The organism is Mesorhizobium argentiipisi (SeqCode) (assembly GCF_037179585.1).
In the GTDB taxonomy this organism is placed as follows: Bacteria; Pseudomonadota; Alphaproteobacteria; order Rhizobiales; family Rhizobiaceae; genus Mesorhizobium; species Mesorhizobium argentiipisi.
Genome location: NZ_JAPYKO010000003.1, coordinates 155,866 through 173,964, shown reverse-complemented (window position 1 = coordinate 173,964; position 18,099 = coordinate 155,866). Strand labels below are relative to the sequence as shown.

At 58.7% G+C, this 18,099-nt stretch carries 13 protein-coding genes; 7 read left to right on the top strand and 6 right to left on the bottom strand.

What is annotated here, in order from left to right:
• Positions 1-134 precede the first annotated feature (134 nt).
• On the top strand, positions 135-950 hold the full coding sequence (locus O7A05_RS06305; protein WP_337092123.1) for an SDR family NAD(P)-dependent oxidoreductase: 816 nt from the start codon (positions 135-137) through the stop codon (positions 948-950).
• Positions 951-987: 37 nt separating this feature from the next.
• Here O7A05_RS06305 and O7A05_RS06300 read toward each other — a convergent pair whose 3' ends face one another.
• Both O7A05_RS06300 and O7A05_RS06295 read right to left on the bottom strand, forming a co-directional pair.
• Positions 988-1,818, bottom strand: a complete 831-nt coding sequence (locus O7A05_RS06300; protein ID WP_337092122.1) for an aldo/keto reductase — start codon at positions 1,816-1,818, stop codon at positions 988-990.
• A 950-nt stretch (positions 1,819-2,768) separates the two neighbouring features.
• Positions 2,769-3,608 carry a cupin domain-containing protein gene (locus O7A05_RS06295; protein WP_337092121.1) on the bottom strand — a complete coding sequence of 280 codons (840 nt, stop codon included), beginning with the start codon at positions 3,606-3,608 and terminating at the stop codon, positions 2,769-2,771.
• Here O7A05_RS06295 and O7A05_RS06290 point away from each other — a divergent pair.
• The 3 genes from O7A05_RS06290 (at position 3,547) to O7A05_RS06280 (ending at position 7,036) form a co-directional block, all read left to right on the top strand.
• Complete coding sequence (locus tag O7A05_RS06290) at positions 3,547-4,995, top strand: catalase (protein WP_337092120.1); 1,449 nt, start codon at positions 3,547-3,549, stop codon at positions 4,993-4,995. The genes O7A05_RS06295 and O7A05_RS06290 overlap by 62 nt on opposite strands.
• A 122-nt stretch (positions 4,996-5,117) precedes the next feature.
• Positions 5,118-5,855: an MIP/aquaporin family protein gene (locus tag O7A05_RS06285; protein WP_337092119.1), complete on the top strand. Its 738-nt coding sequence runs from the start codon at positions 5,118-5,120 to the stop codon at positions 5,853-5,855.
• Positions 5,856-5,950: 95 nt separating this feature from the next.
• Entirely contained in the window at positions 5,951-7,036 is a 1,086-nt protein-coding gene (locus tag O7A05_RS06280) for a sulfite oxidase (protein ID WP_337092118.1), read from the top strand.
• 294 nt (positions 7,037-7,330) lie between these two features.
• On the opposite strand, the gene O7A05_RS06275 is transcribed toward O7A05_RS06280, so the two are convergent.
• Positions 7,331-7,543 (bottom strand): hypothetical protein, encoded by a 213-nt coding sequence (locus O7A05_RS06275; RefSeq protein WP_337092117.1) that lies wholly within the window; start codon positions 7,541-7,543, stop codon positions 7,331-7,333.
• A 418-nt stretch (positions 7,544-7,961) separates the two neighbouring features.
• On the opposite strand from O7A05_RS06275, the gene O7A05_RS06270 reads away from it, so the two are divergent.
• Positions 7,962-8,246, top strand: a complete 285-nt coding sequence (locus O7A05_RS06270) for a hypothetical protein (protein ID WP_337092116.1) — start codon at positions 7,962-7,964, stop codon at positions 8,244-8,246.
• A gap of 162 nt (positions 8,247-8,408) precedes the next feature.
• On the opposite strand, the gene O7A05_RS06265 is transcribed toward O7A05_RS06270, so the two are convergent.
• Genes O7A05_RS06265 through O7A05_RS06255 form a run of 3 tightly spaced genes read right to left on the bottom strand, consistent with a single transcriptional unit; the run spans position 8,409 to position 12,825 of the window.
• Complete coding sequence (locus tag O7A05_RS06265; RefSeq protein WP_337092115.1) at positions 8,409-9,947, bottom strand: efflux transporter outer membrane subunit; 1,539 nt, start codon at positions 9,945-9,947, stop codon at positions 8,409-8,411.
• A gap of 2 nt (positions 9,948-9,949) precedes the next feature.
• The gene (locus O7A05_RS06260) at positions 9,950-11,539 is read right to left on the bottom strand and encodes a DHA2 family efflux MFS transporter permease subunit (RefSeq protein WP_337092114.1); all 1,590 of its coding nucleotides are present in this window, start codon (positions 11,537-11,539) and stop codon (positions 9,950-9,952) included.
• Positions 11,536-12,825: an HlyD family secretion protein gene (locus tag O7A05_RS06255; RefSeq protein ID WP_337092113.1), complete on the bottom strand. Its 1,290-nt coding sequence runs from the start codon at positions 12,823-12,825 to the stop codon at positions 11,536-11,538. Before O7A05_RS06255 ends, O7A05_RS06260 begins: the two co-directional genes overlap by 4 nt.
• A 1,759-nt stretch (positions 12,826-14,584) precedes the next feature.
• Between O7A05_RS06255 and O7A05_RS06250 the strand changes: the two genes are divergently transcribed.
• Positions 14,585-14,740 carry a hypothetical protein gene (locus O7A05_RS06250; RefSeq protein WP_337092112.1) on the top strand — a complete coding sequence of 52 codons (156 nt, stop codon included), beginning with the start codon at positions 14,585-14,587 and terminating at the stop codon, positions 14,738-14,740.
• A gap of 102 nt (positions 14,741-14,842) precedes the next feature.
• The gene (locus tag O7A05_RS06245) at positions 14,843-16,711 is read left to right on the top strand and encodes a potassium transporter Kup (RefSeq protein ID WP_337092111.1); all 1,869 of its coding nucleotides are present in this window, start codon (positions 14,843-14,845) and stop codon (positions 16,709-16,711) included.
• Positions 16,712-18,099 lie beyond the last annotated feature (1,388 nt).

The window sequence follows — 18,099 nt, the reverse complement described above, 5'->3', positions numbered from 1 at the left end:
TGGCCTGTTGGTGCTAGACGGGGCAGCAGCACCAAAGAATGTAAGCGGTGAGACGTAACCGCCATTTGTGTTGGCCAATTTGTAGCGCGATGCGACTGGGCTTTGCTATATGAGGCTGGGGAGGGCTAAATCGGATGCGGTTCGAAAATAAGGATGTTCTCGTAACCGGCGGGAATTCAGGTATAGGGCGCGCTATCGTTCACCGGTTCTTGCGAGAGGGAGCCAGAGTGGCCTTCGTTGGACGCGATCCGGACAAAGGCCGGACAGTCGAGGCGGAAGCAACAGCAATGAACGGGCAAGCGCGCTTCTTTCGATGCAATCTTGAAAGCGAGGACGAGGTAGCCGATTTGATCGAACAAATCGCGAATTGGGGTCGCTTGAGGATCGTCGTCAACAATGCCGGCCTTGGTTCTCGCCGAAGTGGCGCCGTGACTTCAGATCGCCCCGGCCTTCGATGGGACAAGCTGAGGGGTCCCAATCTAGATTCCACCTACTTCGTCTCTTCCTATGCATTACCACTACTTCGCGATTCTGGCGGCGGCGCCATCGTCAATATCTCGTCCACCGCTACTTTGCACGGCAATTGGGGTCTTTATTGTGTGGCAAAGGCTGCTGTGGAAGCGCTCACCAAGTCCCTGGCTATCGAGGGTGCACCTCATGGCATCAGGGCGAACTGTGTAAGCCCTGGCTGGGTTTCCACCGAGACCGATGCGGAAAAGCCAGCCTCCGGTAGCGCAGGCGATTGGAAAGTTCCTCCGAGCGCTTTCAATCGGATGGGATTGCCCGCCGAAATAGCGGCCGTCGTAGCATTTCTCGCGAGCGATGACGCCTCGTTCGTCACAGGCCAAACGCTCATCGCCGACGGTGGGTTGACCATCTTGGATTATCCTTCGCTGCCACTCCTTGAAGACCGCGGTGCAACGTTGTTCTCCGGCACGCTCGAAGACTGATCGCTGGCTGGTCTATCCACCATCGAGATGTCGTGTGTCAGAACAAGAACGTTGTCGTCGCCGGATCCGATCCGGTGCGACCATCCGGTGAATCGATCCCTTTGATGGTGTCCAGGTCTTCCGCGTCCAGCTCGAAATCGAAGACGTCAAGATTGGAGACGATGCGTTCCTTGTGAACCGACTTCGGAATGACAATCAGCCCTTCCTGCAGGTGCCATCTAATGATCGTCTGCGCCACGGATTTCCCGTGCTTGCTGGCGATGCTTTCGATGGTTGGGTCCTTCAACAGGCGACCGCTGCCAAGGGGACTCCAGGATTCGATACGGATATTGTGCTTGATGTGAAATTCACGCTTGTCCCGCTGCTGGAAGCGTGGGTGGAGCTCGATCTGGTTGACCGCGGGAGTGACGCCGGTCTCGCCGATGATCCGTTCCAAATGCTCCTGATTGAAATTGGAGACGCCGATTGATTTGATCCGACCGGCGTCCCTGAGTTCGATCAGCGTCTTCCATGCCTCAACATATTTGTTCTGGCTCGGTATCGGCCAGTGGATCAGGAACAGGTCGAGCTGTTCGATATCGAGCTTGCTCATCGTCTCGTCGAAAGCGCGTAACGCGTTATCGCGCTGATGAGCACCGTTGCGCAGCTTCGATGTTACGAATAACTCGTTCCTCGGGACGCCAGCGCCGCGGATAGCCTGCCCGACGCCTTCCTCGTTCCCATATCCTTCGGCAGTGTCGATCGATCTGTAGCCCGCCTCGATCCCCCAACTCACAACCTGGGCGGTAATGGACGGGTCCACTTGCCATACGCCAAGGCCGAGTTGGGCAATAGCGGAGCCATCATTGAGTCTGATCTCTTCAGGCATATTCAGATCCTATCTACTTTTGGGTTGACGTGCTGGCTCCTCGCAAGAAAGCGCAGTTGCCTTCGAACAGAAGTAGTGTTGGAACGGTCGCCGTCGGAAGGTGCTGCTACAGCTGGCGCTGATCATTACGCTACCTCCACAGGATCGTTCCAAGCCGATGGTACGTACACGGTGCAGAAACGACGCCTGCCCGTCCTCGATGCAGCTGTTTGGGTCGCTACGGTGAGTTGCGGACAAGAATTTTCACTTGGTCTTTTTGCCTGTTAAATCTACGCCGCGTGGGATTTAACGCCATCCTGGGAAAGGTGTTAGCAAATGGTCTGCTCAGATACTTGTCGTATACGTTGGTATGCGTGGCATGCCGTCGCCGACCCTGTAGGCTCGGTGAATCTCAGCTACCCCGCAGTGAGAGGTGGCGAGGCGGAGGCTTCGAACTGCAGTGATCGGATATTGTCGGATTCTGCTAGGATCTCGCGCCCCTTCGCCCGAGAACCAGAGGACGGGGCCCCGCCGAATTTGAAGGGTCAGGCGCCGACCAGACGTCGGGCTCATGGACCTTCCGGGATTCGGCAATCGCTGGCGCGATCTAACCGCCGCTGTTTCCACTATTGCTTTTGCCCAATGCGACGAGGGCATCGACCATTTGCCTCTTGCGCTGCAGTACCTTCTTCATGTCCACCGAGACGGGACCGGTGATCACGCCGAAGTCCGTGGCTTGAGCAACAATCCGGGCATCACCCGCCACTGCCTATGACAAGAGCATCGAAACGCTCCGTTCGCTATTTAGATCCTCTGTAGATGATGAGGGATACCCAGCTTGCTCTCGCATTCCGTGCGGGCGGCCTGGGCGATAGCCCTATGCTCGGATGTCCAGATGCCAGCTCTTTCGCCGCCTATTGTAAGAAACGATGGAAAGGACGGCAGGCTAGCCTGAAGCGGGCTAGCCTTGATCACTGCCACGTTTGGTCGGGAAGATTGACGACGATTGGAGTCGAGGTGCTCCTGACGACCACCCAGCGAAAGGCTTCGAAATCTGAGGGATTGATTTCCATGTGCGGTAAAAACGCGGGCACATGGATAAAGTCGCCCGCTTTCGCGTGCCCAGCATATTCGCCTTTTGCGCCCCAGCGGACTTCGCATACGCCCGACAAGACATAGGCGATCGTCTGCTGCTCTCCGTGATGGTGGATGCCCGTACGGGCTCCCGGCTTGACCTCGAACAACCCGCCCCACAACGTCGATTGGATGCCCCGCTGCGGTGCGACTGCTGCCAAGCGCACGGAACCTGAGGTCTGTTCCGTGCCTGGGTCGAAGTCAGGCGGGCTGACGATGCGAATTGGTGGGTATTCGGTCACCGCTACAAAAGCTCCTACTCGGTCGAAAATAGATGCGCTCGCGCTCATGGGACTGCAACTGGATGCACCTGAAGCCTCAAGCTGGGGATAGTCTCGATCTTCGGCAGAATCTGAGCTTGTCGGGTATTGCTTCATTCGTGCCGCTATTGCCGCGAAGTGCTGCGGCGCCTTGCGTTCGCGGGGACGCGCCTTCTCTGGCCGTGCATCCATTGAGCACGGCTTTGGGGCAAGAAAGAACGAAGAACAGCAACTCTCGCCAAGCAACGCCTTACTCGCTGAATTACAGCAGACCATCGGCAGGAGAGCACCGTGAACTAAGCGGCCGAAGTGCGAGCGCGGCGCCCAAACGTTCGTGACAAAAAAGGAGCCCAACATGTCCACTACCAAATTCACCAATGCCACCGGCGCGCCGGTCTCCGACAACACAAATATCATGACCGCCGGTCCGCGCGGCCCCGCGCTGCTGCAGGACATTTGGCTGATCGAAAAGTTGGCGCATTTCGATCGGGAAGTGATCCCGGAGCGGCGAATGCATGCCAAGGGTTGGGGCGCATACGGAACCCTCACCGTAACGCACGACGTCACCCGCTACACCAAGGCCAAGCTCTTCTCGGAGATCGGCAAGGTGACGCCAATGTTCGCGCGCTTCTCGACCGTCGCCGGCGAGCGCGGCGCGGCCGATGCGGAACGCGACATCCGCGGCACCGCGCTCAAGTTCTACACCGAAGAGGGCAACTGGGACATCGTGGGCAACAACACCCCCGTGTTCTTCTTCCGGGATCCGTTGCGGTTCGCGGACCTGAACCATGCTATCAAGCGCGATCCGCGCACTGGCCTGCGCAGCGCGGACAACAATTGGGATTTTTGGACACTGCTCCCCGAGGCGCTCCACCAGGTTACCGTCGTCATGTCCGATCGCGGCATCCCGAAGAGCTTCCGCAACATGCACTTGTTCGGCAGTCATACCTTCTCGATGATCAATGCCGCCAACGAACGTGTTTGGGTCAAGTTCCACTTCCGCACGCAACAGGGCATTGCCAACCTTACCGACGCCGAAGCGGCTGCACTGGTGGCGACCGACCGGGAGAGCAACGGACGCGACCTCCTTGATGCGATCGAGCGGAGCGACTTCCCGCGCTGGACACTCTTCATCATGACCGAGGATCAGGCTAAGACCCACAAACATAATCCCTTCGACCTGACCAAGGTGTGGCCGAAGGCCGACTACCCGCTCATCGAGGTCGGCGTGATTGAGCTCAACCGCTATCCTGAGAATTATTTCGCCGAAGTGGAACAGGCTGGGTTCTCCCCTGCCAACATCGTTCCCGGTATCGGCTTCTCGCCCGATAAAATGCTCCAGGCTCGGCTATTCTCCTATGGCGACGCGCAACGCTACCGGCTTGGGGTCAATTTCAACCATATACCGGTCAACGCTCCGAAGTGCCCGTTCCAAAGCTACCATCGCGACGGCAAGATGCGGACGGACGGCAATCTTGGCGGAACGGTCACTTTCAATCCAAACAGCGCCGGCCTGTGGGACAACCAGCCCGATTTCGCCGAGCCGGCGCTGCCGCTCGACGGGGAAGCGGCGCATTACGACCATCGCGTGGATGACGATCATTGGGAGCAGCCTGGCAACCTATTCCGCAAGATGACTACGGCGCAGCGGCAAGTGCTGTTCGATAACACCGCCCGCGCGATGGGCGATGCACGGCCGCACGTCAAGCAGCGCCATGTGGAGAACTGCACGCGGGCCGATCCGGCATACGGCGCGGGTGTGGCGCGGGCGCTGCAGATGTCCTCACGGGTCGCAGCCGAATAGAGACCTGCTTCGCCGACCGTCAGACGTTCTGGGTTTGTCGGTCGGCGAGCCCCCCAGCATTTTGCGCTCGGGCCAAACCCTATCGCTCGGGTTGGCGCCGAACCCATCTCAGGAGATCAGCGATGTCCAAACCAATTGCCCCCAAGCTCCTTGCGGAGTTCATCGGCACCTTCGCCTTTGTGTTCATCGGGGCCGGCGCGGCTGCGGTGATCGGCGACGGAACCGGCCTGAACGGCATCGCCGCGATTGCCTTCGCCCATGGCCTGACCATCATGGTCTTTGCCTTTGCTTACGGCAGCATTTCGGGAGGTCACATGAACCCGGCGGTCACCGTCGGCGTACTCGCAGCCGGCGCCATCCGCGTCGGCGACGCGCTCGGCTACATCGTGAGTCAGCTCGTCGGCGGCATCGCCGGCGCGCTGGTATTGCGGGCCGTGCTCGCCGGCACGGCTACAGGCCTCGGCATGCCGCAACTGGCGCACGGTCTCGTGCTTGGCGCGACGACGGTCACGATCACGCCCGCAGCCGGCTTCGTGATCGAGGCTTCGCTCGCTTTCTTCCTGGTAACTGTCGTGCTCAGCACCGCTGTGGCCGGCCGTGCCGGCAACCTCGCGCCGCTAGCGATCGGAATGACTGTCACACTCAATATCATCATGGCCGCAGCCTTGACGGGCGCCCCGTTCAATCCGGCGCGGGCTCTTGGCCCTATGGTAGCGACCGGAAATTTCGCCGATGCGTGGCTGTATACGATAGCACCGGTCATCGGTGCTGTGACCGCCGCTTTCGTGCATTTGGGACTGAGGCGGCTCGCCCACGAGGATCGAATAGACACGCAGGCGCCAGCCGCGCCAGCTGAATGAGTGTCGCAAAACTCCGAAGCGCCGGCTCGACGTCCACAGCAGTCGGATGACGCCCGCCGACGCCTAGGAGACGATGACATTCAGAAAAGTATTACATGAACAATACGCGATATTCTTCGGCAGGGCTGATCATCCGACAGCGGGAGCCCAAAAATCTGGAAACTCCTTTCGATCGGATCGACTCCTATCTCACTCCGACGGCGCTGTTCTACATACGCAGTCATTTTCCGAGGCCGACGCTCGACCGAGCATCATATCAACTGCGTATCGATGGTGCCGTCAGGCACCCGTTTGCCTTAAATTACGAGCAACTGCGAAACATGCCGTCCGAAACGCGGGTCGCCACCCTGGAGTGCGCTGGCAACAGCCGGGTTTTTCTCGTCCCGCAGGTGCAGGGAGCACAGTGGGAGCTCGGCGCCGCCGGCAATGCGGAATGGACCGGTGTACCTTTGCGGGCGTTGCTGGAGCGCGCCGGCCTGGCAGACGATGCGTGCGAGATCGTGCTCGAAGGAGCGGACCGAGGAGCACCCAAAGAAGAGCCCCGGCCACCCAACCCTATCTCGTACGTCTGGAGCTTGCCCCGAGCCAAGGCCATTCAGCCGGAAGTCCTGATCGCGTATCAGATGAACGGACAGGATCTCCCGCTGGATCATGGATTTCCGGTCCGCGCAATCGTGCCTGGTCATTATGGAATGGCCTCCGTCAAATGGTTGACGCGCATCGAAGCCGTGCGGGATCCGTTTCACGGTTACTGGCAGACAACGGATTACGCTTACTGGGCTTTGACGAATGGGAAGCCGGTGCGGCGGGCGTTGGGAGAGATGAAGCTCAAGTCCGAAATCGCGCGACCTCGTATCTACGAAACACTGGTCCCGAACCGGATTTACACAGTTTCCGGCGCCGCATGGGCAGGCGAGAGCGACGTAACCGAGATTCAAGTAAGCACCGATGGCGGCCTTGCCTGGGCTGAAGCAGAATTCCTGGATCCAGTGCGACGACATGCTTGGCGACGTTGGAAATTCGATTGGCTGACGCCGAAAGAGCCGGGCCAGTACACGTTGCTGGCTCGTGCCAAGGACGCGAGTGGTGCGTTCCAACCTTACGACCACGATCAGGCCTATGGCGGCTACGCAATCAATCACTGTCTTTCGATTGAGGTATTCATAGAGGGTTCTGGGTAAACGAGGGGGTGCCGGGGCGGCTGAGTGGTCACACCGTCGGGCGCAAGTGCACTTCCTTAACCCAAGCCGATCATGGATCCTTCGGGGCATTCATAAAGATCGGAACGGTAGATGCAACGTATGCGTCAGATAGCCGAAACGTATTATACTTAAATTGGCCTTCTGTCTCCATATCAATTTGGCTTTCAAAATCGTGAGAGCTCTAAAGATAAGGAGTTTGCTATGAGAAGGTCGAAAACAATACTTATGATGGTGGCACTGGGTGCAGTGCTGGCAGCGGGCTCGGCGACGGAATCAATGGCGCGCGGAGGCGGGGGTGGCGGCGGCCATGGCGGCGGCGGCGGGGGTCATGGCGGCGGCTTTGGCGGCGGCCATGGCGGTGGCTTCGGCGGCGGCCATGGCATCGGGGGCGGTTTCGGCGGCCACAGCATAGGGAGCGGTTTCGGCGGCCATGGCATCGCCGGCGGCCTCGGTAGCCACAGCGCCGCCCATGGCTTCAGCAGCCATCATTCATTCGGAGTGACCCACCACGTTGGATCGGTGGGGCACCCCCATTATCGTCACGGATACTATGGTTCGGACTACTTCTGTGGTTACCCGTACGCGTACGGCTACGAAGATCCATACAATCCGTATGCATACGACCCATACTGCCTGTGATCCACTACACCCTCTTCGAATCCGGCCTCCACAGTATGAGTGGAGGTCGGATTTGAACGGTGAAAGGTTTGGCTTGCTCGTGCCGCGCCGTGAATCTGACCGTGACTTTGGAGCGCGTCACCGGCATCGGCATACGCTCAACCGCCCATAACTATAAATGCAAGGTATAAGCATCCTGACCGTAAGTGCTATGTTGATTCTTATATCCTCCACATATTTAATTATAGAGTTAAATAACATAGCTAAACCGTAGGAGTATATGGTGATGAGACCAACAAAAATACTGGCGAAGATCGCTTTGGCCGCACTGCTGGCGACCGGGTCGGCGACGGTCTCGAGCGCGCGCGGCGGCGGTGGTGATGGTCATGCCATAGACTTTAGCGGTGGTGGCATTGCCAACCGTCACCGACACCACAAGATCTTTTTTAGCGATCCAGGATATCACTACCAGCCTTGGTGGAACTACGATACCGATGCTGCTTACTGCTCGTTCGATGCCGTGAACTCGAGCTACTATGGATCCAATGGAATGTGGCACTCTTGCCCGTGATCCAAACTCGCCAATTAGAGCCCTTCTGGTTCGGATTGAAGCAAAGTCGTGCCGATGAAGCGACATCCCGGCGGAAGGCGACGCCCGCCCCATGTCGTTCATCGGCAGGCCTGCTGACAAAGCGAGCCGAGACGAGCGGCTTCAGAACAAGCATCGACAGAGTCATGTCAGGTTCTTTGTCCTTGGAGTTCTTTGAGCGCTGATCGGCGGCTCGGGCAGCGGGCTCGGGTATGTCAATTCCCATCCGCCACCAAGCGCTTTGTACAACTGGACGAGATCGATCGAGATGTTGGTCGTGCTCTGCGCATAATTCTGTTCGGCTTCCAGCAGCGTGCGCTCCGTGTCGAGCACAGTGGTGAAGTCGGCGACGCCATCATTGTAGCGGACGCGGGCTAGCGACAAGGCTTCTCGCGAGCGCTTGACCTGCGCTGCCAGCCGGTCACGGCGTTGCTGTTCGGTCCGGTGGGCGACCAGGGCATTGACGACATCGTGCCAGGCTTGCAGAACGGTCTTGTGATAGGCGATCGCCGCCTCTACCTGTTGCGCCTTGCGAAGCTCCAATGTCGCCTTCAGCCGGCCACCCTCGAAGATCGGCATCGAAATGCTGGGTCCGACATTGGTCAGGATCGCACTGGTCGTCAGTAAACTCCCAGCCTTGAGGGCGTCGAAGCCCACCGCTCCGTTCAATTGAACCGTTGGGTAGAATTCGGCGACCGCCACTCCGATGTCGGCGGTGGCGGCGTGAAGCTGCGCCTCGGCTGCGCGAATGTCCGGACGGCGGCGCGCCAACTCGGAGGGAATGCCGATCGGAATCCTGGCGGGCGACGGCGGTACCGGTTTCGTGGTGGCGAGTTCGCCGCGCAAGGCATCGGGCGGCATGTCGAGCAGAAAGCTCAAGGCGTTGATCTCCTGCGCTTCTTGCTGTTCCAGGCTGGGCAGCTCCGCCCGGACAGCTTCGACCTGGGCGGATGCATTGTCGACGTCGAGACTGGCCGTCAGGCCGCTCTGCTGGCGCGTTTGCGTCAACTGCAGAATATCCTGCTGGATAACAAGGTTGTCGGTGGCGATCTTGATCAAGGTCTGCGTGCCGCGCAGTTGGATATAGTCGCGTGCGGTTTCCGCCAGGCTCGAGAGGAGCGCGCCACGCCGCTGCTCCTCGGAAGACTGCACTTGCGCATCCGCCGCTTCAACCTGGCGGCGGACGTGCCCCCAAAGATCGAGTTCCCATGACGCATCGAAACCGCTGGTAAACAGGTCCGTCGGCCCTGTGGCAGAAATGGTGCTCGACCCAGCGAGACCATCGATCAGACTGCCTTTGATACTCGGATCGCTCAGTTTTTCATGTTGGTATCTAGCGCTGCCTTTCAGATCAGGCAGTTGGGCGGAAGCCACGGCACCACGCTGAGAACGGCTTTCAGCGAGATGGACGGTCGCAGTCTTTACGTCGAGGTTGGCCTCAGCGACCCTCTTCACCAGAGAGGTAAGGGTAGGATCGTGAAAAACCTGCCACCAGGCAGAGTCGACAGGCTGCTGAGCCGCCGCGCTGAATGCCGCGGTACTCGCAGGCGCGGCTGCCGTGCCGCTGGTGTACCAGCGTTTGGGCAGGGCCGGGTCCGGCTGGACGAAATCTGGGCCAACACTGCATGCTGCCACGGCCAACGTGCCGGAAATCGCTGCAACAGTGGGCAATTTGTAGCGCATGATCAAGCCCCGTGGCCGGCGCCAACGCCGCCGCTGGCCACCATCTTGCCCGACAGGAGGAGGCAGAAGGGAACGGCAAGGAAGGCGAGGCATGAAAAGAACAGAAACACATCGGAATACGCCAGGACGGCAACTTGCGATCGGAAGCTTTGGTACACACCCCCAACCGCCATTTCGTGCGCGATCCCAGCAGGATGTCCAACCGACTCCAACGCACGCTCGTACTGGGCGACCAGCGCGTTGTAGGGTTGATGAAAGGGCGAAGCCCATTCCGACAGATAGGACTGCCGGACCTGGCTTTGCTCTGTGACGAGCGACGTCGCGGCAGAAATGCCGATCGAACCGAATACATTGCGAAGCATTGAAAAAAGGGCTGCCCCGTCACCGCTCAGTTCGCGCGGCAAGGTAGAATAAGTGATCGTACTGATCGGCACGAAAAGGAATGCGAGGCCGGCAGTCTGCAAGCTGCGCATGATGACAAGTGTCGAAAAATCTATGTTCGGCGTCAGGTGGGTCGAAAAGAGCAGCGCCGATCCCATGATGAGAAAGCCAGCGGCGATGACGAAGCGCGCCTGGATAATGATCAAGAGGCGCCCGACGATCGGAATAAGGAGGATGATGACAACGCCACCTGGGGAGAGAATGAGCCCCGCCCAGGTCGCGGTGTAGCCAAGGACCTGTTGCGCGAATTGCGGAATGACGACGGCGCTGGCGTAGAGAATGCATCCCGTCGCCGCGATCAGTGCGCTGCCGCCGGCGAAATTCCTGTCCCTGAACACATCGAGGTTGACGATCGGCTTCCGGGCAATGAGGAGCCAGCCAATGGCGCCGGCGATGCCGAGGAAGGCGAGAAGCGCCATGACTATGATGACCGACGAACCGAACCAATCGTCGTCGGTGCCCCGGTCCATCATGATCTGCAGGCCTCCGAGCCCAACCGTGATGAGGGAAAGGCCAATGTAGTCGAGACCCCGGCGCTTTCGGCTCTTCACCCACGGCGGGTCTTCAACCAGGATCGAATTCACAACCACTGCGAGGATGCCCACGGGTACATTGATGAAGAATATCCAGGGCCAGCTCCACTGATCGGTGATGAAGCCGCCAAGCGTCGGACCCAGGATCGGAGCGACGATCGTAGCGATCGCGGTGACGCCGAATGCAGCTGCGCGCCTGGCCGGAGGAAACGTATCCAGTATGATCGATTGTTGGCTCGGCTGCAGGCCGCCGCCAAAGAAACCCTGCAGCAGCCGGAACACGATCAGCTCGCCTAGACTCGTCGACATTCCGCACAGGAACGAGCAGACCGTGAACATGCCGATGCAGATCAGAAAGTAACGTTTGCGTCCGAATAGATCGCTTAGCCAGCCCGAAATGGTCAGCACGATTCCGTTCGCAACCAGGTACGAGGTCAGGGCCCAGGTTGCCTCGTCATTGCTCGCAGAAAGACTGCCGGCGATGTGCGGCAATGCGACATTGACGATCGTGGTGTCGAGGATTTCCATGAAGGCGGCAAGCGTCACGCAAACCGCAATCAGCCAGGGATTGTAGCGGGGCTTCCAGTCGGCGACGGCTTCTGTTGGAGCGCTGCTCATCGAACGGTCACCGCCGGAATCACCGATATCCCGAGCGGCAGCGGAAGTTTGGGATCGAGTCCGCGGTCGATGACGATCTTGACTGGCACGCGCTGAACGATCTTCACGAAATTGCCGGTGGCGTTCTCCGGCGGAAAGGCCGTGAACTTCGAACCGGACCCCATCTGGACACTGTCGACATGACCGTGCAGGTCGAGATCGGGATAGGCATCTATGTCGATCTTCACGCTCTGGCCAGCCCGCAGAGCGTCGAGCTGGTTCTCCTTAAAGTTGGCGGTAACCCACACGTCCGGTGAAACGATCGAGAATATCTGCTGGCCGGGCGTGACGTAGTTGCCGATTTCCACGTTGCGCCGGGTTATCCAGCCGTCCTGCGGTGCGGTGACGACCGTCCACGACAGGTTGAGCGCCTGCTGATCAAGCTGGGCCTGAGCCTGCTCGACTTGTGCCGTTAGTTGTTTGACTTGCATATCGCTTTGGCCGATATGCTGCTCCACCGGCGAACTCAGCTGAACCTGGGCTTCGGCTTGGGTAACCTGAGCCTCGCCCTGGCGCAACGCGTCCAACGCCGCATCGACCTGCTGCTGGGTGGTCGCAGCCTTGGGAAGGTCGTGTTGCCGGTCATAGTCGGCTTGCGCTCTATTCAGATTGGCCTTGGCCGTCACCAGTTGGGCCTGGGCCTGCTCCAGCAAAGCCGGGAAATTCTTGCGGGCGATTTCGGCGATCAGCCGTTCGCCGGCAGCTTGCGCCCTGGTGCTGTCGAGTGTGGCCTGGGCCCTGTCCCGTTCGATCGTGTAGGGGCGCGGATCGATGTGAGCCAGCGGATCGCCCTTGTGGACATACTGGTTGTCCGTCACATCCAGCGAAACGACGAGGCCGGTAACCTGCGGCGCGATGGCGACAACCCGCCCATCCGTATAGGCGTCATCCGTGCTCACGATGTTTCGGTTCACATACCAGGAATAGAACACGCCGATGACGAGAGCTACCAGGGTGAGCAAGCCGATGATAAAGACCGCCGGCCTTCGCCTTGCGTGCATCGCGTCCGGATCCGGTGAACCGCTTCCTTGCGCCGCCTCTTCGACAGCCGGTTCGTGCTCGGCTGGGCTCGCATCGGCGACAGGATCTCTCGGCCCTGGCGCGGCAGGCAAGCTCACGAGGCTGCCCGCAACCGTCTCCCGGCTGTTTAGGAGGGAGATGTCCAGACCACTGCGGCCCACTGCACGCACTGTGTTGACTTCGGCTGGGTCCGGGCCGCTGGGCTCGATAATGTCGGACTGCGACATGCTTCATCTCTCTTATGCAACCGTTTGTCATGCAAACCGGCTGGAGGCCGCCGTGCTCGGTCGAGGAACCTGTCGGGGTCCTCGCCGGCCGCAGAGACCGTTTGCTTTTCAAAACGCGTGACGGGTGGCTCTCGCTATGGCCGGCGGTGTATCCGATGATCGGCTGCCTCTCCATTTGAAGCGAGTGTAGTTAGCCGTGTCGGGTCTCTCCAATCCGACCTACGTATGCGTGGATAAAGTGTCGGTCTGAAAGGCTCATACTTTGGTATGCCCGCCGCACGCGCCCGGGCTTCCCAGGCACGCAACCACGGCCCTGAATGGGTCGCAAGAGCCTCACGAGGGGTACCTGGCAACAACGTGCGCCCACGTCGGGCCTGACCATCCGCATCATGACATCGCCGGGTCTAGCTTCTCGCGTGGGACGTCTGATCGCGCCGTCGCCAAGCAAAAAAATGGGCCGATGACGAGGCGTCACCGGCCCAACGAGCCCGTGCCACGACGAGCGCCCCGGGGGGAAACAAGGCGCCCACCAAGACCGACCAAGGGGGAGAGGGGCCTCTGGCGATCAGCTTTGACACGAGATGGTCTGCGGCAGATGAGTTTTCGAACCGATGGCCGAAATCAACATCGGCGCAGCGCCGATCAAGAGACTACTTCATTGCCCTAAATATGCTTGTCCGCTATTGCCGAGTTTGTGTTTCAATTGCCTCAATTTTAGGGGTGATGGGGCATCCAGAGACTTTGCCAGCTGGCCTGGCGCTGATGCGACGACCGGGTGGTTTTAATTCCACACCGGGCTGCTGAAGTGACCAAAGTCGAGTGAAGGTACCGACCACATAGATGTACCTCCTGCCGATAAATAGTGGCGGAGCTCCAGGCCACTACGATCGTAAATTCCAGCAAGGCAAACCTCTGTATAGGTCCGACCATGGTGGATGCGTTGTATGTTTCCAATATGGGATAGAATTTTCCCGGGTTATTCAAAAGATGCCGAAGGCACAAATTCCAATGGTTGCCATCGTCGACGACGACGAGGCCGTCCGAATGTCTACCGTCAGTCTGATGCGTTCGGCTGGTTACGACGCTGTTGCGTTCGCAACTGGCAGGGAACTCCTGGATTCGACTTGGCTCGACATAGCGGCCTGTATCCTTACCGATCTGCAGATTGCCGGTCATGACCGGTCTCCAGCTTCAGAATTTGCTTAGGGTCGCGGCTATACGACACCCGATTCATCATCCCTATCCGGAAAAACGGGCCCGGGGAGTATTAGTATCGCATACATGGGGACAATTCTGTAAAACGAGTGTATTATACTAACTCAACATCACTCACATTATATTAGGTTTGGTAACGACATATTCGATGTCGACCAAAAGGAGAATACAATGACCAAACGAACCGTACTCTTGGCAATTGCCATTGGGACAATGTTGACGACCGGGACTGCTGCGCTGGCAGCTCGTGGCGACAGCGCTTTGGACTGGCCCAACAAGTCCTGCATCGATGGGATCCCCAACGTCACCCACGGGGGTCATGTTCCCTGCTAATGGGGGAGTTTCAATCGAATCCGGGCCTGAGCCCGGATTCGATCATGCGCTTCTCGACCAATCCGGGTCTGCCGTTCAAGCAGGTGCTGCGCTCGCCCGCAGGTGCATCTCAGAAAAAGTTACTGCGGATTGGAAAGACCACGGTCAGTAGCATGGGCAGGGGCGCGCGAGCTGCGCGGGGCTCGAGCCGTAAGCCAGAGGGCGATCTGTATTGCGCCCTTTGGAGCTGGCGCAGCACGGCTGGAATCGCTCGCTGGCGGCCGAACTGACCAATCAGCTGATCCCGGATGCGGTGCTCACGCCCGGCATGGTCGGCACCATCCCCCAACTGCAGCAAGGCGGCTTCCACTACGCGAGCTCCGGCTAACGGCATTAGCAAGCAGCAAAGGCGCCGATCGAGGAGAAGTTCAGTTACCAATACCTCTGAGCAAAGCGCTGCGATGAAGCATTATGATCGGGAAGGATGTCGATGTCCGACAACGTCACCGCCAAAGCTGGCGTCCCAGTACTCGGTCTTGCGGCTCTGGGCATCGTTTTCGGTGATATCGGAACCAGCCCGCTTTATACGTTCAAGATCGTCCTTGCCCAGACCGGTGGCAAGCCCGACGCAATGACCATCCTGGGGTCAGTTTCCTTGATCCTTTGGACACTCATCATTGTTACCACCGTCAAATACGTCCATTTCGCTATGCGGGTCGATAACGATGGTGAAGGCGGCATCCTAGCCGTGATGTCATTGCTCGGCGTGAAGAAGCAGAACCGACCTGTCATCGTCGCAGCAGGCCTGTTTGGCGCAGCGCTGATGTTCGGTGACGGTGCGATCACGCCAGCCATTTCGGTTCTCTCGGCGCTTGAAGGCGTTGAACGGGTAGCGCCAAGCCTGACACCATGGGTGCTTTGTGGCGCGGTTGCCATCTTGGTCGCATTGTTCGTCCTTCAGCCGTTGGGAACAACCCGCATTGGCAAGAGCTTTGGGCCGGTCATGCTGATCTGGTTTGGTGTGATGGCCGCCATGGGTATCTACGGCATCCTGCAGTATCCAAGCGTTCTCGTAGCAATCAATCCCTACCGCGGGCTGGAGTATCTTGCTTCAACTGGGCTGGCTGGCTTCCTCGTTCTGAGCGGCGTGTTTCTTTGCGTCACAGGTGCCGAAGCGCTTTACGCCGATATGGGCCATTTTGGTCCTGTGCCGATCCGGCTCGCCTGGAACTTCGTGGTTTTTCCAAGCCTCGCCCTCAATTATATCGGGCAAGCCGCCATTGTTTTGAATGACTCGCCAAGCGACGGCAGTATCTTCTATCGTCTCTGCCCGCCAGTGCTGCTGACGCCTCTGATTGTCCTGGCAACGGTCGCGACGATCATTGCCAGCCAATCGATCATCACCGGTGCCTTTTCAATGACACGCCAAGCAATTCAGCTCGGGTGGATGCCGCGCTTCAACGTCAGGCAGACATCGGCTGAAGGCTTTGGCCAGATCTATGTCGGCGCTGTGAATTGGTTGCTGATGATTGCCACCGTGGCCCTTACTATAGGTTTCGGCAAATCCGACAGTATCGCCGCTGCCTATGGCATCGCCGTTTCCATGACAATGCTGATGACCTCAGTTCTGTTGTTCATCGCCATGCGCGAGATCTGGCAGTTGAGCATCGTCACCGCTAGCGCCGTCGCTGGACTGTTTTTGATCGTCGACAGCGCATTTTTTGCAGCCAACATGACGAAGTTTTTTCAGGGCGGCTATATACCACTTGCGATGGCGATAGCGGTCTATGCAATCATGTGGATTTGGCACCGCGGTTCGAAAGCCATGCACAACAGCGTCCAGAAAACGCTAATTCCGACCGACACATTCCTCACGGAATTACAAACCGGCATGGTGGCGCGCGTGCCTGGCACGGCGGTATTCTTGACGCGCTCCGCCAAAGGTGTGCCACCCGTGATACTCTGGCATGTGCAACTTAATCGCGCCCTGCAAGAACGCGTCCTCGTACTGCGCTGGTCCATTCTATCTGTACCACGCGTTGCAGAAACAGATCGCTTCACCCTCGCGCAGGAAGTGCCCAATTTTTGGCGTGTCGAAGCAAGGTATGGTTTTATGGAAATGCCGGATGTTCCAAAGCTTCTTGCATCCTGCAGGGCGGCGGACGGCGGAATCGATCTGACCGACGTCACCTACTACGTCGGCCGCACGAGCATTATACCGCGCGAGGATGGCCAAGGCCTGCCATCATGGCAAAGGGAGCCATTCGCGGCCATGAGTCGCAATTCAGCGCGGATGAGCGATTATCTGAAAGTGCCCAACGACCGGCTTGTCGAAATTGGTCGGCAAATTCCAGTTTGACCATGCTTTCGCGGGATCCGTTTTGCGCCACCTTGCCTTGGCGGGTTAATGTTTAGTCTTGGGCATTTGGCGGATCGGAGCGAGGCGCTCGGGCTATTAATGCCAAGCATTGGGGATGAACTCACAGGGCGTGAAGTCTTTGAGTGTCTTAGGTCTTCGGGCAACGTTGTAGGCTACGACGAAGTTGGCAGGCCGCTTCGTTCGTGCGGAACAATGCCGCGACTAATGTTCAGCAGATTGGGATTAATCCGTGGGCCCGGGGCGCCGGGCATCCACGCACTGATGTTCACCTGGTGCTGTCCCGGCCAATTCGATGTGCTACGGCAACGATGGTCGTTGACTGCCGAGCGAGACTTTCGGTCACCGCATCCCGACGTTTTGGCGTGGGTGCGTCAACGCTGGACCTTAACATGGCTGGCATCTCAAGATTCGAGCTGAAGAGCGCCCCGTTTTCCTCTTCCAAGGCTAATTCGCGGAGAGCGTGGCAGACCAGCGCTGGCCTGCTTAATGCATGTCGCCCGGAAGTGTCCTCGGTTCCGGGACAACGACATGCATCAAATCAAAAGCTTACAGCAGGTCGGGCGAATCCTATTCGCCGCGACTGCTGTGGGCTTCGTGCCCGTGGTCACTGAAAGGATGGAAAGATCCAGGGATCATCATCGTATCCCAGGCGCGGTTCGGACTTACCTTTTGCCCGGTAATGCGGCGAAGTCGGCACCGTTCCTGTCGATCGGCAGTCCAACCTAGCAACTGCGGTGCTCGGTTGCGTTATGGCTTTTTTCTCGTGGGCACTTGCGAAGCCGGATCCTGCAAACACAATTGCCGCGCAAACAATCGCTAATCTCATCGTAAATCTCCTGGCATCTGTTAAGCTGGCCCGACTGCGCTTGCAGCAGCAGCGGCGAGAAGTCGGGCCCTTGCGGAGTTGCGACCTCCCGGTTTGCCAAAGATGTTATGAGGCTAGCAGTGAGGCAATTTATCTCTTCCGGTGAGACAGCTAACTCGTCTGTTTGAGCATTCCGCCTGCCCGTGGTGCATCTAAACCTCGGCGGCAGTTATTGGTGAGGCTAGAGAGGGTCTTAGAGGGCGCGAAACAACTCGTCGCGATCCCAGCTGAAGGACTGCATGCCTGCGCCAGCCCGATCCTCGTCATTTCTTACCGCTTATGGCGGCGAATCGGGTGGCGAAGGCACGTCACGGTAGCCAGGCCAAAGTCGAGACCCAGCACACATGATCATCGTGCAAAGCGCAACGAGCAAGCCGGACCTGAACCTGGGCGCCGGAAGCTTAGATCGAGGACGTCATGCGCACTGAGGCGAAGACCGCCGGGGCCGCGATGGTCTGAGCTTCGCGCGTCGGATCATCACTCGATCCGTCGCGAGTTGATC